This window comes from Pseudomonas sp. CC11G, from assembly GCF_056174845.1.
This window is the reverse complement of the sequence record NZ_JBWBZC010000005.1, coordinates 341,108-367,336: the sequence shown is the minus strand read 5'-3', so window position 1 is coordinate 367,336 and position 26,229 is coordinate 341,108. Positions and strand designations below refer to the sequence as shown.

At 61.5% G+C, this 26,229-nt stretch carries 21 protein-coding genes and 7 pseudogenes; 16 read left to right on the top strand and 12 right to left on the bottom strand.

The window, feature by feature from the left end; genetic code table 11:
* From AC0V2S_RS09915 to AC0V2S_RS09905, 3 genes and pseudogenes are all read right to left on the bottom strand, one after another.
* Window positions 1–229 (bottom strand): DUF2937 family protein (locus tag AC0V2S_RS09915; protein ID WP_475509570.1); only part of this gene is annotated, 229 nt, incomplete at its 3' end.
* 35 nt (window positions 230–264) lie between these two features.
* Window positions 265–1,037, bottom strand: a pseudogene (locus AC0V2S_RS09910) (class II glutamine amidotransferase).
* A 3-nt stretch (window positions 1,038–1,040) separates the two neighbouring features.
* The gene (locus AC0V2S_RS09905) at window positions 1,041–1,589 is read right to left on the bottom strand and encodes an MFS transporter (RefSeq protein ID WP_475509569.1); all 549 of its coding nucleotides are present in this window, start codon (window positions 1,587–1,589) and stop codon (window positions 1,041–1,043) included.
* A gap of 98 nt (window positions 1,590–1,687) precedes the next feature.
* Between AC0V2S_RS09905 and AC0V2S_RS09900 the strand changes: the two are divergent.
* A pseudogene (locus AC0V2S_RS09900) lies at window positions 1,688–3,721 on the top strand (S9 family peptidase).
* 108 nt (window positions 3,722–3,829) lie between these two features.
* On the opposite strand, the gene AC0V2S_RS09895 reads toward AC0V2S_RS09900, so the two are convergent.
* Entirely contained in the window at window positions 3,830–4,129 is a 300-nt protein-coding gene (locus AC0V2S_RS09895) for a hypothetical protein (RefSeq protein ID WP_475509568.1), read from the bottom strand.
* Window positions 4,130–4,193: 64 nt separating this feature from the next.
* Here AC0V2S_RS09895 and AC0V2S_RS09890 point away from each other — a divergent pair, with 64 nt between their 5' ends.
* From AC0V2S_RS09890 to AC0V2S_RS09880, 3 genes are all read left to right on the top strand, one after another.
* Window positions 4,194–4,874 (top strand): spermidine synthase, encoded by a 681-nt coding sequence (locus AC0V2S_RS09890; protein ID WP_475509567.1) that lies wholly within the window; start codon window positions 4,194–4,196, stop codon window positions 4,872–4,874.
* A gap of 75 nt (window positions 4,875–4,949) precedes the next feature.
* Entirely contained in the window at window positions 4,950–5,321 is a 372-nt protein-coding gene (locus AC0V2S_RS09885) for a YajD family HNH nuclease (protein ID WP_108099891.1), read from the top strand.
* A gap of 11 nt (window positions 5,322–5,332) precedes the next feature.
* Complete coding sequence (locus AC0V2S_RS09880; protein ID WP_475509566.1) at window positions 5,333–5,818, top strand: RNA methyltransferase; 486 nt, start codon at window positions 5,333–5,335, stop codon at window positions 5,816–5,818.
* A 48-nt stretch (window positions 5,819–5,866) separates the two neighbouring features.
* On the opposite strand, the pseudogene AC0V2S_RS09875 reads toward AC0V2S_RS09880, so the two are convergent.
* From AC0V2S_RS09875 to rnd, 5 genes and pseudogenes are all read right to left on the bottom strand, one after another.
* A pseudogene (locus tag AC0V2S_RS09875) lies at window positions 5,867–7,128 on the bottom strand (M61 metallopeptidase family protein).
* Window positions 7,129–7,286: 158 nt separating this feature from the next.
* Window positions 7,287–7,736, bottom strand: coding sequence for a YcgN family cysteine cluster protein (locus AC0V2S_RS09870; protein ID WP_475509565.1), 450 nt, complete (start codon window positions 7,734–7,736; stop codon window positions 7,287–7,289).
* Between the two features lie 117 nt (window positions 7,737–7,853).
* Window positions 7,854–8,786 (bottom strand): D-2-hydroxyacid dehydrogenase, encoded by a 933-nt coding sequence (locus tag AC0V2S_RS09865; protein WP_475509564.1) that lies wholly within the window; start codon window positions 8,784–8,786, stop codon window positions 7,854–7,856.
* Between the two features lie 105 nt (window positions 8,787–8,891).
* Window positions 8,892–9,185, bottom strand: coding sequence for a YcgL domain-containing protein (locus tag AC0V2S_RS09860; RefSeq protein ID WP_475509563.1), 294 nt, complete (start codon window positions 9,183–9,185; stop codon window positions 8,892–8,894).
* Window positions 9,182–10,321, bottom strand: coding sequence for a ribonuclease D (gene rnd, locus AC0V2S_RS09855; protein WP_475509562.1), 1,140 nt, complete (start codon window positions 10,319–10,321; stop codon window positions 9,182–9,184). Before rnd ends, AC0V2S_RS09860 begins: the two co-directional genes overlap by 4 nt.
* Before the next feature lie 146 nt (window positions 10,322–10,467).
* On the opposite strand from rnd, the gene AC0V2S_RS09850 reads away from it, so the two are divergent.
* The 7 genes and pseudogenes from AC0V2S_RS09850 to AC0V2S_RS09820 all read left to right on the top strand — a co-directional run bounded on the left by AC0V2S_RS09850 (window position 10,468) and on the right by AC0V2S_RS09820 (window position 17,069).
* Complete coding sequence (locus tag AC0V2S_RS09850; protein WP_475509561.1) at window positions 10,468–11,529, top strand: SMP-30/gluconolactonase/LRE family protein; 1,062 nt, start codon at window positions 10,468–10,470, stop codon at window positions 11,527–11,529.
* A 165-nt stretch (window positions 11,530–11,694) separates the two neighbouring features.
* A complete protein-coding gene (locus AC0V2S_RS09845; RefSeq protein WP_475509560.1) occupies window positions 11,695–12,549 on the top strand; it encodes a sulfurtransferase in 855 nt (284 codons plus the stop codon).
* A 231-nt stretch (window positions 12,550–12,780) separates the two neighbouring features.
* Window positions 12,781–13,260 (top strand): hypothetical protein, encoded by a 480-nt coding sequence (locus AC0V2S_RS09840; RefSeq protein ID WP_475509559.1) that lies wholly within the window; start codon window positions 12,781–12,783, stop codon window positions 13,258–13,260.
* 177 nt (window positions 13,261–13,437) lie between these two features.
* Window positions 13,438–14,708: pseudogene (locus AC0V2S_RS09835) on the top strand (OmpP1/FadL family transporter).
* A gap of 156 nt (window positions 14,709–14,864) precedes the next feature.
* Window positions 14,865–15,944 (top strand): patatin-like phospholipase domain-containing protein, encoded by a 1,080-nt coding sequence (locus tag AC0V2S_RS09830; protein WP_475509558.1) that lies wholly within the window; start codon window positions 14,865–14,867, stop codon window positions 15,942–15,944.
* Between the two features lie 21 nt (window positions 15,945–15,965).
* Window positions 15,966–16,792, top strand: a pseudogene (locus AC0V2S_RS09825) (hypothetical protein).
* On the top strand, window positions 16,746–17,069 hold the full coding sequence (locus tag AC0V2S_RS09820; RefSeq protein ID WP_475509557.1) for a DUF5329 family protein: 324 nt from the start codon (window positions 16,746–16,748) through the stop codon (window positions 17,067–17,069). The pseudogene AC0V2S_RS09825 and the gene AC0V2S_RS09820 overlap by 47 nt, the downstream one beginning before the upstream one ends.
* Window positions 17,070–17,248: 179 nt before the next feature.
* Here AC0V2S_RS09820 and hmpA read toward each other — a convergent pair.
* Window positions 17,249–18,425 (bottom strand): annotated as a pseudogene (hmpA, locus tag AC0V2S_RS09815) (NO-inducible flavohemoprotein).
* A gap of 142 nt (window positions 18,426–18,567) precedes the next feature.
* Here hmpA and norR point away from each other — a divergent pair.
* The gene (gene norR, locus AC0V2S_RS09810) at window positions 18,568–20,124 is read left to right on the top strand and encodes a nitric oxide reductase transcriptional regulator NorR (RefSeq protein ID WP_475509556.1); all 1,557 of its coding nucleotides are present in this window, start codon (window positions 18,568–18,570) and stop codon (window positions 20,122–20,124) included.
* 113 nt (window positions 20,125–20,237) lie between these two features.
* Window positions 20,238–20,594 (top strand): 6-carboxytetrahydropterin synthase QueD, encoded by a 357-nt coding sequence (gene queD / locus AC0V2S_RS09805; protein WP_110617600.1) that lies wholly within the window; start codon window positions 20,238–20,240, stop codon window positions 20,592–20,594.
* Between the two features lie 55 nt (window positions 20,595–20,649).
* Here queD and AC0V2S_RS09800 read toward each other — a convergent pair whose 3' ends face one another.
* Both AC0V2S_RS09800 and recQ read right to left on the bottom strand, forming a co-directional pair.
* Entirely contained in the window at window positions 20,650–21,810 is a 1,161-nt protein-coding gene (locus tag AC0V2S_RS09800) for a GGDEF domain-containing protein (RefSeq protein WP_475509555.1), read from the bottom strand.
* A gap of 206 nt (window positions 21,811–22,016) precedes the next feature.
* A pseudogene (gene recQ, locus AC0V2S_RS09795) lies at window positions 22,017–24,151 on the bottom strand (DNA helicase RecQ).
* A gap of 212 nt (window positions 24,152–24,363) precedes the next feature.
* Here recQ and AC0V2S_RS09790 point away from each other — a divergent pair.
* The 3 genes from AC0V2S_RS09790 to lapG all read left to right on the top strand — a co-directional run bounded on the left by AC0V2S_RS09790 (window position 24,364) and on the right by lapG (window position 26,220).
* Entirely contained in the window at window positions 24,364–24,951 is a 588-nt protein-coding gene (locus AC0V2S_RS09790; RefSeq protein WP_475509554.1) for a UPF0149 family protein, read from the top strand.
* 9 nt (window positions 24,952–24,960) lie between these two features.
* Window positions 24,961–25,356: a YbaN family protein gene (locus tag AC0V2S_RS09785; protein WP_475509553.1), complete on the top strand. Its 396-nt coding sequence runs from the start codon at window positions 24,961–24,963 to the stop codon at window positions 25,354–25,356.
* 162 nt (window positions 25,357–25,518) lie between these two features.
* Entirely contained in the window at window positions 25,519–26,220 is a 702-nt protein-coding gene (lapG, locus tag AC0V2S_RS09780) for a cysteine protease LapG (protein ID WP_475509552.1), read from the top strand.
* Window positions 26,221–26,229: the final 9 nt, after the last annotated feature.

Genomic DNA, 26,229 nt, shown 5'->3' with positions numbered 1-26,229 from the left:
CGTCGCTGGCAAATACCGGGTCGCTGCTGGCGCGGTAATGGGCCACCAGGGCGTCGAGGTCGCCATTGAAGAATTGGTTGGCAGTCTGGCGAAAGCCGCTAAGGCTCTGCTCGGACTCTTTCCAGTGCGCTTCGATGCGCTGGCTATAGTCGTTGATAAAACCGGGAATCTGCACGCCTACCAGCAGCCCCACGGCGAACAGCACCAAACGTAGATAACTTCTGAACATGCCCGCTCCTGCTCCTTATCGGTCTACGGCCCGGCTTAGCTGCGGCCCTGGGCGATGCATTCGCCGCGGCGCCACAAGCTCCATTCGCCAGGTTGGTACAAGGTCCAGCTTTCGTTTTCGGTCAACGGCTCGGTGGCCAGTACGGTGACCACGTCGTTGGGCGTGGTCTCGGCCTGGAAGTCGACAATCACGTCCACATCCTTCAACCGCGCCGGGCCGAAGGGCGCACGGCGAGTGATTTGCGCAAGCTTCGTGGAGCAAAAGGCAAACAACCAGTCGCCATCACTCAACAGACAGTTGAACACGCCCTTGGTGCGATACGCCGCGCAGGCGCGCACCAGGTTTGGCAGCAGCATTTCCACCGACACCGGCAGCGGGAAGGCGCTGCGAATCTGGTTGAGCAAATCGCAGAAAGCAGCCTCGCTGTCGGTATCACCAACGGGCCAGTAGAAACTCGGCGCCGGGGCAAAATCGGCCAGTTGACCGTTGTGGGCGAAACACCAGTTACGGCCCCACAGTTCGCGCACAAACGGATGGGTATTGGCCAGGCACACCTTGCCGACGTTGGCCTGGCGGATATGGCCAATCACGGTTTCGCTTTGATGGGGTAGCGCTGCACCAGCTTGGCGACTTCCGAGTCAACGCTCGCCTGCGGGTCTTGAAACAGCCGCAAGCCGCGCCCTTCATAGAAGGCGATGCCCCAGCCGTCACGGTGCGGCCCGGTGCCGCCGCCGCGCTGCATCAGCCCGGTGAAGCTGAACACGATGTCGGTCGGCACATTGGCACTCATGCCCAGTAATTCACACATGGCTCAACACTCTTGCAAACAGCTTGGGGGCAGCAGGGGCTTAAAGACGAGGTTCAATTCGGGTGCGACGGCCATCGCTGCCACTGGCGGCGGCGTATGGGTTTCGGAGCGGGGCTTGATGTACGGCTTGCTCTGCGGTTCGCGCTCCATCAACTCGCGCAAGGTTGGCGCGTCTTCATCAAACGGCTCCGGCGCGGGCTTGGCGGCTTTGCGCTTGTTCCAGGCGCGTTCGATGGGCCATCGGATAAGCACAAACAGCACATACACGGCGAAGGCGATCATGCCGTACATGGCCAAGTCGGCTACCGCGCGCCAGATATTGCTGCCGACCTTGAACAACAGGTCGAGCGCAGAAATCGCCACGGCCGGGGCGTACAGGTCTTTGGCCGGGTCGATGATGGTGGGGGTAAACAGCAGCACTGCCACTACCACCCGCAGGGGTTCACGCAGGTAGCGCCACATCCAGCCGGTCAGGCGGAAGAACACCAGCAAGCAACCCAGGGCGGCAATGGCATAGAGGCCCCAGACGAGGACGTAATCGTGTTCGTTCATGCGGTTCGTGGCGATGCTGGCGAAGGGGCGCTTATGATAGCGGCTTTTCTCCTGCCCGGCGCGTTCGACGTCGGTCGCCTTCGCTCTGGAGTTTCTGCATGCCGCAAGCGCCCATCGCCCGACTTGAAACCGGTAACGACCCCTACCACTGGCTGGAAAACCGCGACAGCGACGACGTGCTCGACTACCTGAAGGCGGAAAACGCTTACCTGGACGAGCAACTGGCCGGCCAGGCCGAGCTGCGCGAGCAGCTGTTTGCCGAAATAAAAGGCCGCATTCGCGAGACCGACCTGTCGCTGCCCTCGCCCTGGGGCCCGCACCTGTACTACACCCGTACCACCGCTGGCGACGAATACCCGCGCCACTACCGCTGCAATCGGCCAACCGACGGCAGCCACACCGTCGATGCCGCCAGCGAGCAGTTGCTGCTCGACCCGAACGAGCTGGCCAACGGCGGCTTTCTCTCCCTGGGCGCGTTCAGCATCAGCCCCGATCACGCCCGCCTGGCTTACAGCCTGGATACCAGCGGCGACGAGATCTACCAGTTGTTCGTCAAAGAACTGGCCAGCGGCGCGATCACCGCCCTGCCCTTTGAAGACTGCGACGGCAGCATGACCTGGGCCAACGACAGCCAAACCCTGTTCTTCGGCGAACTGGACGACACCCACCGCCCGCACAAGCTCTATCGCCACACCTTGGGCGGTAGCGGCGCCGAACTGGTATTCGAAGAACCCGACGGGCGCTTTTTCCTCAACTGCTACCGCTCAAGCTCCGAGCGCCAGTTGTTCGTGCTGCTCAACAGTAAAACCACCTGCGAAACCTGGGCGCTGGATGCGGACACGCCAAACGGCACATTCACCTGCCTGGCACCGCGCGTGGAAGACCACGAATACTTCGTCGACCACGGCCGCCTGGTGCATGGCGAGGCGGCTGGCAGTTGGGGCTGGATCATTCGCAGCAACCAGACCGGCATCAACTTCGCCCTCTACCACGCCGCCACCGCGGGCGTGCCAAGCCGCGCCGACTGGCAGGAACTCATCCCCCACAACCCGGCCGTAATGCTCGAAGACACCACCCTGAATGCCGGCGCCATCATCCTCAGCTTGCGCGAAGGCGGCCTGCCGATTCTGGAAGTGCACGGCCTGGGCCTGCCGCCGGCCCGCGTGCAATTGCCCGACGCCGCTTACAGCCTGCATGTGCAGGACAGCCTGGAGTTCGAGAGCGAGGTGATTCGCCTGCGTTACGAGGCGCTCAATCGCCCGGCGCAAGTGCGTCAACTGCACTTGGTCACTGGCGAACAAGTGGTGCTCAAAGAAACGCCGGTGGAAGGCGTGTTCGACGCCGACGCCTACGTCAGCCAGCGCCTGTGGGCGACTGCCGCCGACGGCACGCAAATCCCCATCAGAAACCCTCGGCACACCGGCGCCCTTCTATCTCTATGGCTACGGTGCTTACGGTGCCAGCCTCGACCCGTGGTTCTCCCATGGCCGGCTGAGCCTGCTCGACCGTGGTTTTGTCTTCGCTATTGCCCATGTACGCGGCGGCGGCGAGCTGGCGAAGCCTGGTACCGCGCTGGCAAGCTGGAACACAAGGCCAACACCTTCAGCGACTTTGTCGCCTGCGCCGAGCACGTGATTGCTGAGGACTACACCACCACGCAACAGCTGGCCATCAGTGGCGGCAGTGCCGGTGGGTTGCTGATTGGCGCGGTGCTGAATCAGCGCCCCGACCTGTTTGCCGCCGCCATCGCCGAAGTGCCGTTTGTGGACGTGCTGAACACCATGCAGAACCCCGACCTGCCGCTGACCGTGACCGAGTACGACGAATGGGGCGACCCGCACGAGCCCGAGGTTTTCGAGCGCATCAAGGGTTACGCGCCGTATGAAAACGTCAGCGCCCAGGCGTACCCGGCGCTGTTGGCCGTGGCCGGTTACAACGACAGCCGCGTGCAGTATTGGGAAGCGGCGAAATGGGTGGCCAGGCTGCGGGCGCACAAGACCGATGACAACTTGCTGCTGCTGAAGACCGACCTCGGCGCCGGACATGGCGGGATGAGTGGACGTTATCAGGGGATTAAGGATGTGGCGCTGGAGTATGCGTTTTTGTTGAAGGTGCTGGGACTGGTGGACTAACTCGATCCGTAGGATGGGTAGAGCCGCAGGCGAAACCCATCAATGCGGCATAGTCCAGACCGCGATGGGTTTCGCCTAGGGCTCTACCCATCCTACGAGCACAACTCGTCACTCCTCGACTTTCGGCCTTACCGGCTGCGCCGGCTTCACCTTCGGCACACTCGGCGCCTGCTGTATCAGCAACCCGTTATCCCGCTGGTTCACCGTATTGGCCGGCGGCAAGCTGCGTGAGTCATAGGCACCCGGCGCCATCGGTCGCGCCGCCGGCGCCGGCATCGGCACATTGCGCGGCTGAATGGTTTGGTACGGACTCGGCGTCGCCGTACCCGGCGAACCCGGCGTTGCCGCCAGTGCCCCGACGCAAGCTAACGTGCCCACACTCAGCACCATCAATCTGAACAGTTGCATATCTCACCTCCGTAACCCTGGCGTGAACGTTAGACTACGCGCCCCCGCATTAGGCTCACTCTCAATGAAACGCTTCGTTCTGCTCGACACCGCCCCGATTCCCGAAAACGGCGGCGCCTTGTGCCTATTCGAGTATGGCGAGGATTTCGTGATCAAGATTCAGGGCGGCGACGGCGGCCAACTGATGAACACGCGCATGCACGGTTCCGAAGACGCCCTGGCCGAAATCCCCTGCAAGCGCGTGACTCACCGCCCTACCCCGCGCGTGCTCATCGGCGGCCTGGGCATGGGTTTTACCCTGGCCTCGGCGCTTAAGCATTTAGGCAAAAATGCCCAGGTGGTCGTCGCCGAACTGGTGCCCGGGGTTATCGAATGGAACCGCGGCCCGCTCGGCGCCAAGGCCGGCATGCCCATCGACGACCCGCGCAGCGAAATCCGCTGTGCAGACGTCGCCAACGTGCTGCAAAGCGAACCGCAGGGTTTCGACGCCATCATGCTCGACGTCGACAACGGCCCCGAAGGCCTGACGCAACGAAGCAACAGCGGCTTGTACTCCGCCGCCGGTTTGCAGAACTGCCACCGCGCGTTGCGCCCCAAAGGCATTTTGGCCGTGTGGTCGGCCAGCGCCGATCGCAAGTTTTCCGAGCGCGTGGCCAAGGCTGGCTTCAAGGTGGAAGAAGTGCAGGTGTACGCCCACGGCAACAAAGGCACCCGGCACACCATCTGGATTGCGGAAAAACGCTGAGGCCGCTTGAGAAGCCCGCGCGCCGGGCTCACCATAGCTCCCATCACCTACACCCTGGACTGAACAGGTATTCCCATGAGCACTGAAAAATCAGCGGCAACCCTTAAAACCGACCGCCTGATCGCCGAAGCCCAGCGCAGCCGCGAAGAAGGCTACCGCGCCAAAGCCCTGAAGATGTACCCGCACATTTGCGGCCGTTGCCAGCGGGAGTTCGAAGGCAAACGCCTGAGCGAACTGACCGTGCACCACCGCGACCACAACCACGACAACAACCCGCAAGACGGCTCCAACTGGGAGCTGCTTTGCCTGTTCTGTCACGACAACGAACACTCGCGCTACACCGACCAGCAATATTTCAGCGAAGGCTCCACCGCCAGCCCGACCGGGCCGAAGGTGACGCACAAAGCCTTTGCCGACCTGGCCGCCCTGCTCAAGAGCAAAGAATAAGAGAGTGTTTCGTGGCTAACCGTCGCTACAGCTGTATTGGTCTGTTCAATCCCAAGTCCCCGGATAACGTCGGCGCCGTTATGCGCGCCGCCGGCTGCTATGGCGTGAACTCGGTGTTCTACACCGGTAAGCGCTACGCCCGCGCCCAGGAATTTTCCACCGACACCAAGATGGTTCATCAGGACATCCCACTGATCGGCATCGAAGACCTGAAAAGCATCATTCCGCTGGGCTGCACGCCGGTGGCCGTGGAACTGGTGGAAGGCGCCAAACCGCTGCCCGAATACACCCACCCGGACCGGGCCATTTATATCTTCGGGCCGGAAGACGGCTCGTTGAGCAAAGAGGTGTTGGCCTGGTGTGAAGAGGTGATTTACATCCCCACCCATGGCTGCATGAACTTGGCGGCGACGGTTAACGTGGTGCTGTATGACCGGTTGGCCAAGGGGCTGAATACCAAATCCGGGCCGTTGTTTGGCAAGTCGTTTCAATCCTGAAAGCAACGCCGACCTGCCCTGGCAGGGTGCGCACAGCACGCCCTACGGTTACTCGACTGCCTTCAACAGCGGCGTATCCAACACCGTCGATGCCCCGCCCAGCACATCCTCAGCCACGCTCACAAAGTCCTTGGTGCTCACCACATCCATGCGCATCAACCCGCGACTAACATCGTCGAGCGAGCGCTTGTTGCCAGTGGCTTTGCGGATTTCGCGGTCGAGGTCTTGCAGCAGCAACACTGCGCGGGCCGTGGTGCGGCCACTCACGCTGTTGCCGCGCAGGCTAACCACCTTGCGGCTCCACTGCTTGAGGTTCGCGTTTACCGCCTTGTAGCGGTCTTCGCTCATGCCGCCGGCGCGGTGCACCAGTTCAATGGCGTAGTACTCGGCCAGGCCTTCGCTGATCCAGTCACTCTGGTCGGTGTCGCGAATACGGCTGAACACATGCACCAGTTCATGCACCAACGAGCTCGTACCGTTCTCGCTCACCAGCGGGCGGTCGGCGTGCATAAACAGCGAGTTGGAAGCCGACAAGCCGCCACGCCACATCGGGTTACCGGCCCCGACCACCAGCAGCTTGGCAGGGTCACGGGGGAACACCGCCTGCACTTGCGGCCACACGAAGGTCAGCAACGTCAGCGCGTCCATGCGGCGCATTCCGGCGCCGATGGGCGCGGCCACGGTCACTTCGGTTTCGCCCAGCTTGGCGCGGCGGGTGCCGATCTTGCCGGCCAGAATCCAGCCGGTCGGGCGGTCGAGCAGGCGCGAGGGATTGTCGATGCGGAAGCGATTCTTACCGATGCGCGGCCAGCCGGTTTCCACGCTTTTCCAGCCTTTGGGCAGTTCGAATTGCAGGCGCGACACCAGCTCGGTGCCGTCGTGCTGGTCGAGCTTGGCGCTGGGCACCAGGTCATCGCCGCGCAGCAGCGCCCAGTCGGCGGTCATGCGTGCATCGTAGCTAACGGCCTTGCCATCGGCGGCGGGCCGTGGATGGTTGATTCGTACGCGGTAGCTGAGGCTGGTTTTGCCCTTGCCCGGTTGCCAGACGCCGTTCTGCCGCTCGCCGGGCTGGGCCGCGTCCAGTTGCCAGGTGCCGTCGGTTTTGAAGTCGCTGTAATAGCCTTTTTGCCCAGGTTGAAACTCAGGTTGCGCACCACTTCGCCCTGGTTCAGGGTCAGGCGTACTTCAGCCTGGTCGCTGTCAGGGAGAAAACGCACGGTGTAATCGAGGTCGACTTTTTCCACCGCCAGTAGCGGTGAGCTGCAAGCCAGCAGTGCGACAGAGATAAGCAGACGGAGGCGGATGGGCATCAAAAACAGGTCCTTGTAACGCGGCGCGGTAATTCCCTATGACCGGCCTGATTTCGTTTGATTCACCGAGGTCTCGCCCGTTGGGCTTCGCTGCGCTCAACCCAACCTACATTCGCGTAGGTTGGGTTGAGCGCAGCGAAGCCCAACGTTGCACAGCCTCAGCCAGACCGGAAGATCATATAGTCTTCCCAGTCATCTTCAGCGACGGCGGTCTCACTGAGCATAGCGCCCACTTGTGAAATTCCTGCGTTGTGGACCATTTCCGGGTCGCCGCACACCAGCGGGTGCCAGCTTTCCAGGTCTTTGCCTTCGGCTACCAGGCGGTAGCCGCAGGTGGGCGGCAGCCATTGGAATTCGCTGGCCTGCCCCGGGGTGAGCTGGATGCAATCGGGCACGAATTGGCGGCGGTTGGCGTAGTCGCTGCAGCGGCAGGTTTTCAGGTCCAGCAGTTTGCAGGCGATGCGCGTGTAGTAAACGCTGCCGTCGTCTTCATCTTCGAGCTTTTGCAGGCAGCACAGGCCGCAGCCGTCGCACAGCGACTCCCACTCGTCCTTGTCGAGCTGGTCGAGGGTTTTGCGTTTCCAGAAGGGTTCGACTTTGGCGGCCATGGCGAGGTTTGCTGAATAGAGGGAGGAAAAGCGCGGCAGTCTAGCGCCTGCGTGCGCACCGGCCAAGGCCGCATAGCCAAACGGTTGCAGGCCGTTTTACGGGCCTGCGAACTGCTCTCAATAGCCCTTGGAAAACTCCACTTCGCCGCGCAGCGGTTCGCCGTCTTTAAAGCGCTGCAGATTGTCCAGAAACAGCTGGGCCATCAGCGGCGGCAAGGTCGGTGCCGAGCTATGGCCGGTGAGCAGCAGGCCAAAGGCGGTCCAGAACGGATGACGCGCGGGCAACGGCTCCTGGCGGCACACATCGATAATCGCGCCCGCCAGGTGGCCTTCGCGTAAAGCCTCCACCAGGTCGGCATCTACCACCGCCACGCCGCGCCCTGCGTTGATAAACAGCGCGGTCGGCAGGAATTGGGCAAACAGCGCCGCGTCGTAGATATCGTGGGTAGCGGGTGTGTCCGGCAGCAGGTTGATCACGTAGTCGGCCTGCGCTACCAGGCGCGGCAACTCGGCCATGCCGGCTACTTCCTTGAACGGCGCCAGCTCGCGGGCCGCACTGGCCACGCCATACAACTCCACGCCAAACGGGGCGAGAAACTGCGCCACGCTCAGCCCGATTTCGCCGGTGCCGACAATCAGCACCCGCCGCCCCGCCAGGCTGCGTGGCGAGTGATTGTCCCAACGGCGCTCGACCTGCGCCGCCAGGCGCGCCAGCACTTCGCGCTCATGGGCAAGCATATAAGTGAGCACGTACTCGGCCATCACCTGGCCAAAAATGCCCACGGCGCGGGTCAGGCGGTAGTCGGTCGGCAAGTCCTTCTGCAACAGCGGCGTAATGCCCGCCCAGGTCGACTGGAACCACTGCGGCTTGTGGCCTTTGCGCAGCACGGTGGCGAGCAGGCCGGGCTCACCCAGCCACACCTCGCACTCAGGCGCCAGCGTCGCCAGTTCGGTGGGATCGTCGCTGATCACCAAATCCAGATCGGGTTGAGCGGCACGCAGCAAGTCGGCATACAAGGCGTGGTCATGTTCAGCAAGTAAAACGCGCATGGGACAGAAAAACCTTCAGACACGGCGAAGCCACGCTAGGTGACGTCACCTCTAGACAGGAAAAAAATGGGTAATTGGCCAGACTCCGCTGGCTCTGGATAGCGCTTAAATCGGGTCGTTACGGCGCAGCAGTTCTTCCGGGAGATGCTGAATGTATTCGTCTTCGGCTGGCGGCATCTGCAGGTGGTAACCCTGCTTTTCCAGATTCTCCAGCACCTTATGAATATCCTCGCGGGCCAGCGCCCGCTCCGGGCTCAACACCAAATCAAAGGTGTGCTTGGGCGGCCCGAAGGCCACCAGCAAGGACTCCGGCACTTTCTTCAAGGCCTCGGCCTTGAGTACGTAGAGGTACATCTCGTTTTTCTTCGGGCTGCGGTAAATCGAGCAGATCTGCTTCATGCCTGTTCTTCCTGGGGATGGGCTGCCAGGCTGTCGAGCAGCTCCTGGCCCATCAATTCACGTCGCCAACCGCGCAGGGAATCGGGCAGTTGGTAAGGACCATTCGGGTAGCCGCTTTTGAGCAGCGCTTCGAGCACTTTCTTGCGCAGCATGATTTCCGGGGCGATATCCAGGCGCTCGGCTTCAGCCTGGCCAATGGCGCGCAGTTTCTTGAGCAAGGTGGTGGCTTCCACCGGCAGTGGCTCGGGCAGCGGCTCAGGCCATTCTTCGGCGGGTTTGGCGGCGGCTTCCTTGATCAGGCCGAGCAGAAACTCGCCGTCCTGGCGCACGGTTTTGGGGTGCATGTCTTCAATGCGCGCCAGAGCCACAAGGTTGTCTGGCTGGCTGCGGGCCATCGGCCACAGCGAGTTCTCGCGGATCACCCGGTTGCGCGGCAGGTTGCGCAGGCGCGCCTGCTGCTCGCGCCAGGCATACAGCTCGCGCAGCACGGCGAGTTTGGCCGGGGCCAGCTTCCAACCGAGCTTGGCGTCGCGGTACACCTCGTTGGGGTCTATCTCGCGGCGCAGGTTGGTCACCATCTCTTCGCCGTCTTCCAGCACCCAGTTGAATTTGTCCGGCGCCAGGCGCGCGCGCAGGGCTTCGAACACTTCGGCCAGGTGCAACACGTCCTCGGCGGCGTAGCTCACCTGGGTTTCCGAGAGCGGGCGCTGCAGCCAGTCCGAGCGGGTTTCGCCTTTGGGCAGGTCGATATCCAGCACGCTCTGCACCAGACGCGAATAGCCCATGGAGAAACCGATATTGAGGTAGGCGGCGGCGATCTGGGTGTCGAACAGCGGCAACGGCAAGGTGCCGGTCAGGCGCGAAAAAACTTCGAGATCTTCGCTACAGGCGTGCAGGACCTTGAGCACAGCCGGGTCAGCCAACAGCTCGGCGAAAGCGTCCCAGCTCGTAATCAACAGCGGATCAATCAGAAAAACTTGGCTGCCATCGCACACCTGCAACAGGCCGGCGATGGGATAAAAGGTGTCGACCCGCATGAATTCGGTGTCGAGGGCCACATACGGCAGACGCCGCCATTCGGCGCATAACTGCGCCAAGCTGGCGTCATCGCGGATCCAATTGATATCGATGGCCACATGCCTCTCCTTAAATTTGCCGCGCAGTATATATCGAGCCTGCCTATGGCCGGTGATTCGACCCGTGATTAGCGGCTTGCCCTGCGTAATCGGCGCTCCTATGCTGCGCTCGTTTTGTCCGACAATAATCAGAACAAGGATATGTCATGAAAAAGTTTCTGGGCCTGGTGGCCCTGCTCTTGGTCATCGCGGTCGTGTATCTGCTCGCCAAACCCAGCCCGATTGACCCACTGGCCTGGTCCCCGCCCCACGAACCCGCCATGACCGGCGTACTCGAACCCAACGATGCACTGATGAAAGCCGAGCTGCTCGCCAAAGGCCAGGTGCACGGCCCCGAAGATACTGCAGTGGACGGCCAGGGCCGTGTCTATGGCAGCACCCACGACGGCAAGATCATCCGTGTCAAAACCGACGGAAGTGTAGAAACCTTCGCCGACACCCAAGGCCGCCCGCTGGGCATGGACTTCGATGCCAAGGGCAACCTGATCGTCGCCGACTCCTATAAAGGCCTGCTGAGCATCGACCCGCAAGGGCAGATCACCGTGCTCGCCACCGAAGCCGGCGGCGTGCCGTTCCGCTTCACCGATGACTTGGATATCGCCAGCGACGGGCGCATCTACTTCTCCGATGCCTCCAGCAAATTCCAGCAGCCGGATTACCTGCTCGACCTGCTCGAAGGCCGCCCGTATGGCCGCCTGCTGCGCTACGACCCGGTAAGCAAAACCACCGACGTGCTGCTTAAAGACCTGTACTTCGCCAACGGAGTTGCACTGTCGGCCGAGGAAGACTTCGTACTGGTCAACGAAACCTACCGCTATCGCATCAGCCGCCTGTGGCTTAAAGGCCCGAAAGCCGGCACCCACGACATCTTTATCGATAACCTGCCGGGCATGCCCGACAACCTGCAAGGCGACCGCGCCGGCACTTTCTGGGTGGCCCTGCCCACTCCGCGCAAGGCCGACGCCGACTTCCTCCAGGGCCAACCCTGGCTGAAAGCGCAAATGGCCAAACTGCCGCGAAGCATGTGGCCAAAACCGGCCAAATACGGCCTGGCGATTGCCGTGGACGAGCAAGGCAAAATCACCCGCAGCCTGCACGACACCAGCGGCAGCAACCTGCGCATGGTTACCTCGGTCAAGCCAGTGGGCGGCTATCTGTACTTCGGCAGCCTGGATAACGACCGCATTGGCAAGCTGAAGATCGACTGAGCAAACGATCAACCCTTCGAGCCTGTTCGTTTCCAGGCCCGACAATCGAGGCTGAAGCCTCTCCTACAGGGATCGAGGTCTCTTGTGGGAGAGGCTTTAGCCTCGATGCCCTTGATCCTGTTTCTGCGTTTATGATGGGCGCCCGATTTCTTTCAGGTGCCCATCATGTCCCTCGCGCAACTGATTACCCCCGCCAAACTGGTCGGCCGCCCGGCCGACGCCAACCGTCTGATCCTCGACTGCCGTTTTGCCCTCGACGACCTGGTTTACGGCCAACGCAGCTACAACGAAGCGCATATTCCCGGCGCCGTATTCGCAGACCTTGAACAGCACCTGTCCGGCCCCATCGTCAAAGGCCGCACCGGCCGCCATCCGCTGCCCAACCCACAAACGCTGAGCGAACAGCTGCGCGCCTGGGGCCTGGATAACGGTAGCGAAGTGATCCTGTATGACGACGGCCCTGGCGCCTTCGCCGCCCACGCGTGGTGGCTGCTGGCCTGGTTAGGCAAGCGCGATAACGTCTATCTGCTCGATGGCGGCCTGAAAGCCTGGAAAGAAGCCGGCCTGCCGCTGGATCAGGTGGTGCCTGAGCGCGCTGCGGGAAACTTTGCCGGCCACGCCGACAACAGCCTCGTCTTCAGCGCTGAGCAGCTTGAAATGCTGCTTGGCGACCCGGAACTCACCCTGATCGATGCCCGCGCCTTGCCGCGTTTCAAAGGCGAGGTTGAACCCATCGACCCAGTGGCCGGCCATATCCCCGGCGCGCAGTGCGCGGTGTTTACCGACAACCTCGGCAGCGACGGGCGCTTTCTACCCGCCGAGCAATTGCATGCCCGCTTCGCAGCCTTGCTAGGCGAGCGCTCAATCGACGGTTTGGTGGCGTACTGCGGCTCCGGCGTCACCGCCTGCCATAACCTGTTTGCCCTGAGCCTGGCGGGTTACCCGCTCGCGCCGCTGTATGCCGGGTCGTGGAGCGAGTGGATCAACGACCCAAGCCGGCCGGTGGCCACTGGCGAATGATGCCCCCACAGGTTAAATCGGCGTAGTAACGGGGTTTTAAGCACCTTGAGTCATATCGGCGCATAAGCAAAGCCGCAAATGATTTAAAAACAGCCCTTTACAGCACAATGATCTGACTATGCTTCAACAGGAGCGGCTAACCCCGCTCCCGGTGGGGCCTTTTCGATATTTGTTCTTCCATCCGCTGCCAGGCGCCGAGGCCCCCACCGACCACTTTTATAAGAGGTTTCTATGGGCATCGCCGCCAGTGAGTTATGCCAGCACGTCATCCGCCCTACCCTCCTCTACCTGGATCGCCATAGCCCGTGTGCCGAGTCTTTTCTGCTCTGTGCTGCCGCTTGTCAGTCCGCACTCGGTTCCGCGCTGGATGACCAAACCGGTCACGGCCTGTACCGAATCGCCGATTTGCGTCACCAAATGTTCTGGGACCAGCACTTGGCGCTCGACCCGGAACTGGCCAGCCGCGTTCGTGGCCTCGCCAGTCAGCATGCCTTCCTCGCAGCGCCGCATATCGAATTGACCGTTAACCTGCGGTACGCCACCGCCATAGCCTGGCTGATGGTGGAGGCGCAAAGGCCCGAGCTTCCTGAGGTTGAGGACATAATGGGCATGGCCCAGGTGTGGCAGCAGGTGTTCCAGCCTCAGGGCCGGCTACGGGATTTCAGTCGGGCGTGGCATCACTACGTGGGAAAGGCTCGGCAAGCCGCGTGAAATTTTCGCTGAACCAAATCGGCAAAGTACGCTCGTACAAGATTGCCGAAGTTGCCATCACTTTGCCCCAAATTGTCCGACAATTGGCCGCAAAGTAGCGTTCTTGAGCAACTGGCCAGGTAATTCAAATCCTGATAATTTCCGCCCCCCGTACAAAAATACAACAGGACTTTTCCGATGAAACACGCCTGGTTCAAGACCACCCTAGCCCTGACCATTTCTGCCGCCTCCAGCTATTCCCTCGCTGGCGGTTTTGCCCTCAACGAACAAAGCATCAGCGGCATGGGTTCTTCCTACGCTGGGCGTTCGTCGTCTGCCGATGACGCCACCACCCTGTTCGGCAACCCGGCTGGTATGTCGCGCCTGAAACGTCAGGAAGTCAGCGTTGGCGCCGCCGCCATCGTGGCCAAAACCGATATCAGCCACACCAGCGGCTCCACCTCCGGCAGCAACGACGGCGACATGGTGCCGTTCACCGCCGTGCCGATGGGCTACTACGTAAACCCGGTCAATGATCAGTGGACTTTCGGCGTTGGCGTGTACGCACCGTTTGGCCTGATCACCGACTACGAAGGTGGGTTCCAGGGCCGCAAATTCGGCGACTACAGCGAAGTGAAAGTGGTCACCGTGCAGCCGACCGTAAGCTTTCGCGTGAACGATCAACTGTCGATTGGTGGTGGCCCGACCATCAACCGTATCGACGGCAAGTTGGAAAGCGCCTTGGGCAGCCTCAGCCCTGTCGGCACTGAAAGCCGTGTGAAAATCAAAGGTGACGACACCGCCATCGGTTACAACATCGGCGCCCTGTACGAGTTCACCCCGCAAACCCGTGCCGGTGTGACGTACCACTCCAAGGTCAAATACAAACTGGAAGGTGACACCACCATTTCCGGTAGCGATCCGACCTTTACGGCCCTTGGCGCGTACGGCAAGTACGACGCCTCACTGGACCTGACCACCCCGGAATCGGTTGATGCCTCGATCACCCACGACATCGACGACGCCTGGACTATCTACGCCGGTAGCACCTGGACCCGCTGGAGCCGCCTGAAAGACATCACCGTCGAAAACGACGGCGTCAAAGGCCCGACCGCTGGCACCTTCTCGAGCATCACTGAAGAACAGAACTGGCACGACACTTGGGGCTACGCGCTGGGTACCGCCTACAAGCTGAGCCAACAGTGGACCCTGCGCGCCGGTCTGGCCTTCGACCAGAGCCCGACCAACAACGCCAACCGCTCGCCACGCATTCCAACCGGCGACCGCACTGCGGTGAGCTTTGGCGTGGGCTGGAACCCGACTGAAGACCTGACCGTTGATTTGGCCTACTCCTACCTGTGGGAAGAAGACACCAAGATCGACGACGCTCAGACTGGTAAAGGCAGCTACAGCGCCACCTACGAAAACAGCGCACACGGTTTCGGTACTCAAGTTCGTACCGCTTCTAATCGCTGCTCGTAACACCTGACACCGTCATTCCCACCTTCGCGGGAATGACGGTGTTTTTATTTGAGCTCGGTTTTACCCCTACATTCACACCGCAAAAGTCGCTTGGTCTTACAGCGCACCGCTCTATAATCGCCCCTTGCGTGATGGAGGCCTACATGAGCGCGATCCAAATCAAGTCCCCCGCCCTAACCTTGAAAGCCGGCAGCGCTGCCCTGGCGCGTATTCGTGAGCGCGGTTTAGCGCCGGCAGATGTCGGCATCCTGCCCGGCGCCGCGGGTGGCCCCAAAGCTCTGGGCATTCAAGGTCTGGACCTGGCCCTGTTCGGCGACTGGTTGCCGCGCGCGCCGCGCCAACGCTCGCTAATCGGCGCCTCCATCGGCTCCTGGCGCTTCGCCAGCGCCTGCCTGCCCGATGCTGCCGCCGGCATTCAACGCCTGGGCGAGCTGTATACCCAGCAGCGGTTTGCCAAAGGCGTGACCATGGCCGAGGTATCCCAAAGCTGCGTGCGCATGCTCGACGAACTGCTCGAAGGCCAGGACGCCCACGTACTGAACAACCCGCACTACAGCCTGAATATCATGGTGGTGAAAAGCCTCGGCCTGCTCGCCCATGACCGGCGTGGCGCGCTTGGTTTGGGCTTGTCGTCGGTGATTGGCAATAACCTGCTGGGCCGCCCGCGCCTGTCGCGGCATTTCGAGCGGGTGATTTTGCATGACGCGCGCACCCTGCCGCCGCTCAATGCGCTGAGCGACTTTCCTTCGCGCCTGCTGCACCTGGATGTCGGCAACCTGCGCCATGCGCTGCTGGCTTCCGGTTCGATTCCAATGGTGATGGAAGGCGTGCGCGATATTCCTGGCGCCGGCGTGGGCACCTACCGCGACGGCGGCCTGCTTGATTACCACCTCGACCTGCCCTACAGCGGCGACGACGTGGTGCTCTACCCGCACTTCACCGACAAAGTGATTCCCGGCTGGTTCGACAAAGGCCTGCCGTGGCGCAAGGGCGACAACGTGCGCTTGCAGAACGTGCTGCTGCTCGCCCCGTCGCGCGACTACCTGGCCAAGTTGCCCCACGGCAAATTGCCCGACCGTAAAGACTTCACCCGCTACCTGGGCGACGACGCCGGCCGCGAGCGCTACTGGCGCACCGCGATGGACGCCAGCCGGCGCCTGGGCGACGAGTTCCTGGAACTGGTCGACAGCAACAAACTCGGCGAGCGCCTGCAAGCCCTTTAACAGCACGAACCAAGGACGGTCATGAAGCTTGCAGTTGCCATCATCCATGGCATTGGCACCCAGCCACTTGAAGTCGACGCCGATGGCTATCACCAATTCGCCCAGAGCCTGATCGCCGCGCTACGCCAGCGCCTGGGCGCCGAGGCCGACCAGATCGCGTTTCAGAGCCTGTACTGGGCCAACGTGCTGGACGACCGCGAGTTCGCCTACCTGGAAAAACTCAAGGCCGAGCCCGTTACCTGGCGCTGGTTGCGCCGCGCCGTCACGCTGTTTTTGGGCGATGCCAGCGGCTACCGCAAAGTCAGCGAGGCCTACGACACCACCTACCAGGAAGTGCACCAGACTGTGCGCCAGGGCCTGCAAGCGCTGCGCGCCAAAGTAGGCGCAGAGACGCCGCTGGTGGTGCTCGCCCATTCGTTGGGCGGGCATATTTTTCCAACTACGCGTGGGACCAGCAGCAACTCAACGCCACACCCACCTGCCCGCTCGACCCATTTCTGGGCCTGGAAACCCTGGCCGGGCTGATCACCTTCGGCTGCAATATTCCGCTGTTCACCTTTGCCTATAACCCCGTCTTACCGATCCGTTTTCCCGGTCATTGCCTGACCAACGAAGTGCGCGAACAGGCACGCTGGCTTAACCTCTATGCACCGGCCGACGCCTTGGGCTACCCCCTTCGGCCGCTGCCCAACTACGCTCAGGTGGTGAGCGAAGACCGCGCCATGCCCGTCGGCCCCTGGTACAAACGGCACACGCCCTTGAGTCATCTGGAGTATTGGAACGATGGTGGTTTTCACACCTATGTGGCGGATTATCTGCATCAGCTGCTGCCTGCTTGCAGCGACTGAAAGCCAGGCCGCGCTCAACCCACAGAGCCAGGAAGAGGTCGGCAAACTGCTCGCCTTTGTCGAGAACAGCGGCTGCAGTTTTATCCGCAACGGCAGTGCCTACGACGGCAAGGAAGCGCGCATGCACCTTCAGCAAAAGCTCGACTATCTGGAAAACAAAGGGCTGGTAAGTAGCAGCGAAGATTTTATTCAGCGTGCGGCTACTGGCAGCAGTATCAGTGGCAAGGCGTATAGCGTGGACTGCAAGGGCAGAAACAGCCTTCGGCGGATTGGTTGAATGGGGAGTTGCAGCGGATTCGTACGCCGTAAATCAAAACCCTCTCCCCCAACCCCTCTCCCGCAAGCGGGCAGAGGGGAGCTAATTTTGCGTCAACTGTAGAGCGTGGCAACGAACACGGTCCGCCCCCTCTGCCCGCTTGCGGGAGAGGGCTGGGGAGAGGGTTTTAACTACCGCGCTTAATCCAATTTCCCCGCCGGTCCAAAGAACTCATAAAAACACTGCTCCGCCGGCACCCCCAGCCCACGCAACGTGCGGTTCACGTGCGCCATAAACGGCTGCGGTCCGAGGAAGTAGGCATCCACATCACGCTCCTGCGGCAACCACTGCGCCAACCGCTCCTCGGTCAAAACCCGCTCTCCACATGCCCATCCTCGTCACGGGGTTCGCTGTAGCAATAAAAGCGCTGAGCTGCGGATGCGCCTCGGCCTTGCTCGCCAACCACTCCTGAAACCCATGCACGCCGCCATGCCGCGCGCAGTGAATAAAGTGGATATCGCGACCACTCTCCAGCGCGTGTTCCAGCATCGCCAAGGCAGGGGTAATACCCACGCCAGCGGTGATCAATGCCAAGGGCTTTTCCGACGGCCGCAAGGTAAACGCCCCCGCCGGCGGAAACAGCTCCACGCTATCGCCGACCTGCAGTTGCTCATGCAAATACCCCGACACCCGCCCGCCTTTCTCACGCTTTACGCTAATGCGGTATTCGCGCTGGTTCGGCGCGGCCGACAGGGAGTAGTTGCGGCGCAAATCGTCGCCGTCGATTTCTACGCGCAGCCCGATGTACTGGCCCGGCTCGAAATCCATCAGCGCGCCGCCATCGGCCGGCACAAAATAGAACGAGGTAATTTCTTCGCTCTCCACCACTTTTTTCGCCAGGCGGAACTCCCGACCACCGCGCCAGCCGCCCTCGGCCTGCTCGCGCTCGCTATACATCTCTTCTTCAATGCCCATCAGCAAATTGGCCAGTTGCTGGTAAGCGCCAGCCCAGGCGTCTATCACTTCATCGGTGGCCACTTCACTGCCGAGCACTTCGCGGATGGCTTGCAGCAGGCAACTGCCGACGATGGGGTAATGCTCCGGCAGAATCTGCAGGGCCACGTGTTTGTTGACGATCTGCCCCACCAGCGGGCCGAGGGCGTCCAGGCGGTCGATAAATTTGGCGTACATCAGCACCGCATTGGCCAGGGCGCGGGCCTGGGCGCCGCTGGCCTGGTGGGTCTGGTTGAACAGCGGACGCACCTCGGGGTAGTCGCGCAGCATGGTGGTGTAAAAGTGCGAGGTCAGCGCTTCGCCGCCGGACTCCAGCAAGGGCACGGTAGCTTTGATCAAAGCGGTCTGCGGGGCACTGAGCATGTGTTCTCTCCTGGATCGTGGTAGGGTTTCTGCCACGGACTACTCCAGTTTTCATGCCAAGTTTTTATTTGTTATTTTTCAATAGCTTATAAATATTCTGAGTCATACAGACACGAGTCATAAAGACTCTTAGAAGGTCGTAATGACAGCAAACGCTCTGCTCAGCGCTTTTCTTCCCTTGGTTGCCGACCTGTCCCGCGAGCTGCCCGAAAGCGAGCGCTATCGCCGCCTGCTGGATGCCTTGCGCCAGCTGCTGCCTTGCGATGCCACCGCGTTGCTGCGCCTGGAAGGCGAACAACTGGTGCCGCTCGCCGTACACGGCCTGAGCGCCGACACCCTCGGCCGACGCTTTAAAGTGGCCGAACACCCGCGCCTCAAAGCGCTACTGGAAAACCGCGAGCCCACTCACTTCGCCTCCGACAGCGGCCTGCCCGACCCGTACGACGGGCTGGTCGACGGCGTGCATGGTCACCTCGAAGTGCACGACTGCATGGGCTGCTCGCTGTACCTCGACGAGCGCCCGTGGGGTGTTCTCACCCTCGACGCGCTGGATGCCGCCTGCTTTAGCCCCGCCGACCTCAACACCCTCGCCGCCTTTTCCAGCCTCGCCGCCGCCACGGTCAAAGCAGGCGAGCGCATCAACAGCCTGGCCCGCGATGCCCACGACCAACATCAACTGGCCGAGGTCTACAAACAGGCTGCCGGGCAAGCGCAAGCCAAGGAAATGATCGGCCAGAGCCCGGCGCATAAACGCCTGGTGGAAGAAATTGCCCTGGTCGGCAACAGCGAACTCAGCGTGTTGATCAGCGGCGAAACCGGGGTCGGCAAGGAACTGGTGGCCCAAGCCATCCACGCCCAGTCGCCACGGGCCAAGGCGCCGATGATCAGCCTCAACTGCGCCGCACTGCCGGAAACCCTGGTGGAAAGCGAGCTATTCGGTCATGTGCGCGGCGCATTTTCCGGGGCGGTGAACGAGCGACGCGGCAAGTTCGAGTTGGCCGACGGCGGCACGCTGTTTCTCGATGAACTGGGCGAGCTGCCGTTGCCGGTGCAAGCCAAGCTGCTACGCGTACTGCAAAGCGGACAACTGCAGCGCGTGGGCTCGGACAAGGAGCACCACGTGAACGTGCGCGTGCTGGCCGCCACCAACCGCGACCTGGCCGAAGAGGTACGCGCTGGGCGTTTTCGCGCCGACCTCTATCACCGCTTGAGCGTGTACCCGCTAAGAGTGCCGTCGCTGCGCGAACGCGGCCGCGATGTACTACTGCTGGCCGGATTTTTCCTCGAAGACAACCGCCCGCGCCTGGGTCTGCGCAGCTTGCGCCTGAGCAGCGATGCCCAGGCCGCCCTGCTCGCCTACGACTGGCCGGGCAACGTGCGCGAGCTGGAACACCTGATCGGCCGCGCTTCGCTCAAGGCGCTAGCGGCGTGCAGTGAACGGCCACGGATTCTCAGTGTGCAGGCGGTAGACCTGGCGCTGCCCGACAGCCAGGCCATGCCGGCCGTGACGGCTGCCGAAATCCCCCAGGTGGAAGGCGCCGTCGGCGACTTACGTCAGCACCTGGACGACTACCAGCGGCAATTGATCGGCGCCTGCCTTGAGCGTCATCAAGGCAATTGGGCAAGTGCGGCGCGGGAGTTGGGGTTGGACCGGGCGAACCTCAGTCGGCTCGCCAAACGCTTGAACCTCAAGGCCTGATGCCGCCGGGCGTTTTCTGACCTGCAAGACAAACGCGCCACGGGTAATGCGTTGGCCGAACTGATAGACTCGCCGGCCATTTTTTGATCACCATCTTTTCAGAGCGTTACGTCGTGGAACTGTTTAAAGAATTCATCTTCGAAGCCGCACACCGTCTGCCCCACGTGCCTGCCGGGCACAAATGCGGGCGCCTGCATGGTCACTCGTTCCGGGTGGCGATTTATATCGAGGGTGAAGTCGACCCGTACACCGGCTGGATTCGTGATTTCTCCGAGATCAAGGCGATCTTCAAGCCGTTGTACGAGCAGTTGGACCACAACTACCTGAACGACATTCCTGGCCTGGAAAACCCGACCAGTGAAGTGCTGAGCAAGTGGATCTGGCAGCAGCTCAAGCCGTTATTGCCGGAGCTGTCGCGGGTACGGATTCATGAGACGTGCACCAGCGGGTGTGAATACCGCGGGGATTGAAGCTCTTACTCCGTCATTCCCGCCTACGCGGGGATGACGGTGCTTTTCAGACAAATCACGCCACCACCTGATTCCTGCCAAACGCCTTCGCCTCATACAGCGCCCGATCTGCGCGCTCGTACAGCTGATCCATCGCCCCTTCTTCCGCTGGCAACATGCACGCCACGCCCACCGACATGGTAACCATCGCCGCGGTGTCCGACCGCTCATGGCGAATGCCCAGTTTTTCCAGCGCTTCACGCAACGCTTCAGCCCGCTCACGCGCCTGCGAGTCTGTGATGTCGTAGAGCAACACGGCAAACTCTTCACCGCCCAAGCGCACCGACATATCCAACGGCCGACGCGCGGCATCGGCCAGCACACCACCGACCCGCTGCAGCACATTGTCGCCGGCCTGGTGGCCGTAGCAGTCGTTGTAGGCTTTGAAGTGGTCGATATCGCAGAGCAGCAACGCCAGCGACTGGCTTTCGCGCTGCGCCTGGCGCCACAAGCGTTCCAGTTGCCGGTTGAAGCTGCGGCGGTTGTGCAGGCCTGTCAGGCTGTCGTGATCGGCCAGCACGCGCATCAAGCGGCTAACCAGAAAATGCTCGCGGGATTTGAATTCCAGCAGGTAGCAGCCGACCGCGCCCATCAGGTTGCCGAACAGCAGAAACAGCACGTTGTTGATCAGCCGCGGAATCGGCAGCCCTGCCAGCAGTTCGAAAAACACATACGCCAACAGCACCAGCAGCGAGGTGGCGATGGCTTCGGACAACCGCAGCCCCACCAGAAAGTAACCCGCCATACACACCAGCAGCAGGCCTTCGTAGGGGTAAGTGGTATCGACCGTATGGGCGATGGCCACCACCGCCGCCGCGCCCAGACCGAGGCCCCCGATGCAGGTGAGGCTGAGCGGCACCAGCAGGTGCACATGCTTGCGTTGCACCACCAGAAAACCGCAGATCAGCAGCATGGCCAGCACGCTAAAGCGCACGCCTTGCATCCACCACAATTGCGGGCCCTGAATCAGCGAGAAATCGAGCACGGCGAAGGCCAGCCAGAGCACCATGCCCACGCTCAGCGCGATACGTTTGAGGTCGAAACTGTCTTCGCTCATGTACTGGCGGTATTCGATTTCCAGCGGCCGCACGAAGCGCAGCAGGCGGAAACCTAAAGACAGTTGGTCGGCATAAGGATTGGGGCGGACATCGTCCAGCCAGGCGTGATGGAGCGGCACCCGTTACCTCTTCTCTTGGTGGGGAGGCTTTTTGACACCATAGCTGCAGTCAGTTCAGGGAACAAGTTCGGCGATTTGTTGGCGCCAAATAGATGCCGCAAGGAATTGCTCTGGCGCCTGAACGATTTATCGAGGCTGAAGCCTCTCCCACAAGGTACGGAAATCTACTGTGGGAGAGGCTTCAGCCTCGATGCTTTTGATCTGAATTAAACCTCGAACTCAGCCTGCAACGCCGCACGCACGCAGTACAGAACCCCCTCCGACACCCGCCCGGCGAACTGCTCGGCGATGGCGGCAACCGCAGGTAATTCCCCGTCGGCATCGAGGAATGCGTCCTGTATTTCGCCGAGCAATTCCATCGGCAAATCCAGCGCCTGCTCCAACGATAGCTGCTGGCGACCAATTGCTTCGGCCAATAGGCTATACACGTTTTCTCGGTGCATTTGAGCTGGCCGGCGATCTGCTGCGGGGTCATGCCGGCGCGGGCCAGGCTAACCAGTTCGTGACGGATATCGACCACCACCGGCACGATCTCCGCCGCGCCGCTGAGCACTTCGAGGAAGGCCGCACCATAACGCTCCAGCTTGCGTGCGCCCACGCCGCTGACTTCGCCCATCTCGGCCATCGAACCGGGCTGGCTGCGCAGCATTTCCAGCAAGGTGGAATCGGGAAAAATGACGTACGGCGGCACCGCATGTTCTTCGGCCAGTTTGCGCCGCAACGCACGCAGGGCTTCCCACTGGTCGCGCTCGTCCGCGCGCACCAACTGGCTGGCCGAGCTGCCGCCCGACTTGGAGCTTTTCGCCGCCAGTTGCGGTTTCAGGTCGCGGCGCAGTTCCAGAGTGACTTCGCCGCGCAGCAGCGGCCGGCACGCTTCAGTCAGGCGCAGGCCGCCGTAGCCTTCCAGGTCGACGTCAGCCAGGCCGCGCGCCACCAGTTGGCGGAACAGCGAACGCCATTCGCCTTCGCTGAGCGCTTTGCCCATGCCGAATACGGACAAATGCTGATGGCCGCTGCTGCGCACTTTGTCGTTGTCTTTGCCCAGCAGCACGTCCACCAGATGGCCGACGCCATAGCGCTGGCCGCTGCGGAAGATTGCCGAGAGCGCCTGACGTGCCGGCTCGGTGGCGTCCCAGGTCTGCACGTTGTCGACACAGTTGTCGCAATGCCCGCACGGCTTGGGCAGTTCTTCATCGAAGTACTGCAGCAGCGCTTGGCGGCGGCAGCGAATCTGTTCGCACAGGGCCAACATGGCGTCGAGCTTGTGTTGCTCCAGCCTCTTGTGGCGCTCGTCGCCCTCGGAGCCTTGCAGCATCTGTTTGAGGGTAATCACGTCTTGCAGGCCGTAGGCCATCCAGGCATCCGCCGGCAAGCCATCACGGCCGGCGCGACCGGTTTCCTGGTAGTAGGCTTCGAGGGATTTGGGCAGATCGAGGTGGGCCACAAAACGTACGTTGGGCTTGTCGATACCCATGCCGAACGCGATGGTCGCGACCATGATCAGGCCTTCCTCATTGAGGAAGCGTTTCTGGTTCCCCGCTCGCACTTCGTACGGCAGCCCGGCGTGGTACGGCAGCGCCGGGAAACCTTCGGCACTGAGGAACGTGGCGACTTCTTCAACCTTCTTGCGCGACAGGCAGTACACGATACCGGCATCGCCTTTGCGCTCCTTGAGGAACGCCAGCAACTGCTTACGCGGCTGCTCTTTGGGCACGATGCGGTAGAAAATATTCGGCCGGTCGAAGCTCGACAGAAAGCGCTCGGCCTCCTGCAGGTGCAAGCGCGTGACAATTTCCTCGCGAGTGCGCATATCCGCCGTGGCGGTCAGGGCAATGCGCGGCACATTGGGGAACAGTTCGGCGAGTTGGCCCAGTTGCAGGTATTCCGGGCGGAAGTCGTGGCCCCATTGCGAAACGCAGTGCGCTTCGTCGATGGCAAACAGGGCGATATCCAGGTCCTGCAGAAACTCCAGCATGCGCGGCTGCACCAGGCGTTCCGGGGCCACGTACAGCAGTTTGATTTCATTGCGGCGAATACGGTCGGCAATCTGCCGTTGCTCGGCGGCGCTCAGGCTAGAGTTCAGGGCTACGGCGGCCACACCGAGCTCATCGAGGGTGGCGACCTGGTCTTCCATCAACGCGATCAGCGGCGAAACCACCACGGCCAAACCGGGGCGCAGCAAGGCCGGCACCTGGAAGCACAGCGACTTACCGCCACCGGTCGGCATCAATACCAGGGCGTCGCCGCCATTGGCCACGCGCTCGATGATTGCACCCTGACGCCCACGAAAACTGTCGTAGCCAAAGACGTCTTTAAGGATGCGCAGAGCCGGTTCGAGCATATAAACCCCAAGCTGTTGCAGAAGGTGCAGGCGGAAAAGCGCCGCAGTATACGTCAGCGCCCCACACCAAGGGACGACGCCCATCGGTGATTGCCCCGCGAAAAATCCCGCTGGCCGCGCGTCTTTGCGAAAAAAAATCAACCGAGAGCGCCGCGCCCGCAGGCTATACAGGCTAAAATCCTGCGCATTCAGTCCTATTAGGTAGTGCCGTAATGTCCTTCGCCGCGCAATTGACCCGCCTGCAAGCCTTCCTCGACGCCGATGAGCTGCATGAGGAAGCCCTGGACTACGTAGCCGCCCACGGCTTTCTGACCGCGCTGTCGATTTGCACCGTGGACGTTCCGGAGCGCGAATGGATCGATGCCCTGTTCTCCGAAGCGCCGCAATACCGCGATGACGCCGAGCGCGACGAAATCGAAGCCACCCTTATCCAGCTCAAAGCCCATATCGCCCGCATGCTCGCCGCCGACGACGACCTCGAGTTGCCGTGCGACCTGGACCTGGGTGAAGAGCCAGACGATTCCGATATCCGCGGCTGGTGCATCGGCTTTATGGAAGGCGTGTTCATGCGCGAAGCGGCTTGGTTCGAAACTGCCGAAGAAGAAGTAAGCGAGCTGCTGCTGCCGATCATGGTGGGTTCGGGCTTGTTCGATGAAGAAGCCGAGTTCGCCGATATCGCCAAAGACGCCGACCTGATGGACGACATGGTCGAGCAAATCCCGGAAGCCCTCACCGCCCTCTTCCTGCTCTGCCAAGCCCCGGACGAAAAGCCGGCGCTGCTCAAGCCACGTCATCACTAAGGTTTTAGCGTGACGCGTCACGTCCACGAAAACCGCAACCCCGCCATTCGCTACGCGCTGCTGACTCTCGGTTGGCTAAGCGTGGTGCTGGGCGTGGTCGGGATTTTTCTGCCGGTGTTGCCCACCACGCCGTTTTTGCTGCTGGCGGCGGCGTGCTTTGCGCGAAGTTCCGAGCGGTTTTACAACTGGCTGGTGAACCACCCCAAACTCGGCCCGTGGATTCGCGACTACCTGGACGGCAACGGCATTCCGCTCAAAGGCAAGGTGTACGCCATTGGCTTGATGTGGGTGAGCATCAGTTTTTCCTGCTTCCTGGTGCCGATGTTCTGGGCGCGCACGTTCATGCTCACCAGTGCGGTGTGCGTGACGATTTATATTCTGCGGCAGAAGACGTTACAGCGCTAAACCTGTGGGAGGCTTCAATCTCGATTCCTGGAAACGCAAGAGCATCGAGGCTAAAGCCTCTGCCACAAAAGCTCAGCAACACCCAACGAAAATTCTCGTTTCCCGTAAAGCAAATTCCCCCTCAACTGCCTAGAATCACTCCATCCTCGGCGGAGACGCGACATGCAGCTTCGGCAGCGCATTCAAGGACGACACAGGCGCCTGCCTCTGGCACGCGTCGGCCTGTCGTTTTTGTTTGCGTTGCTGGTCGGCATTGCCAGCGTGTATGCCAACTGGGACTTCGCCGTCATCATCAAGACCGCCGAGACCCGCTACGGCACTCTGGGTGAAGCCAAGGAACGGATCCTCGCCTGGAGCGACCTGATCAACGCCAGCGGCGACCTGCCGGAAAACGAAAAACTCACCGTGGTGAACAAGTTCTTCAACCGCCAACTGCGGTTTGTCGACGACCTGCGCAACTGGCACCAGGAAGACTATTGGGCCACGCCGCTCGAAGCGCTCATCAAAGGCGCCGGCGATTGCGAGGACTATTCCATCGCCAAATACTTCACCTTGCGCCGCCTGGGTATTCCCAGCGAAAAACTGCGCATCACATACGTTAAAGCGCTGAACTACAACCAGGCGCACATGGTGCTCACGTACTACTCCAGCCCCACGGCGCAGCCGCTGGTGCTGGACAACCTGATCGGCGATATTCGCCCAGCATCGCAACGCAAAGATCTATTACCGGTGTATTCCTTCAATGCCGAAGGTCTGTACCTGCCAGGTTCCACTGGCAAACGTAGTGACACCAAAAAGCTTTCGCGCTGGCAGGACTTGTTGAAAAAAATGAATGCCGAAGGCTTTGCCGTTGGTGAGGGTTAGGAGAATTTT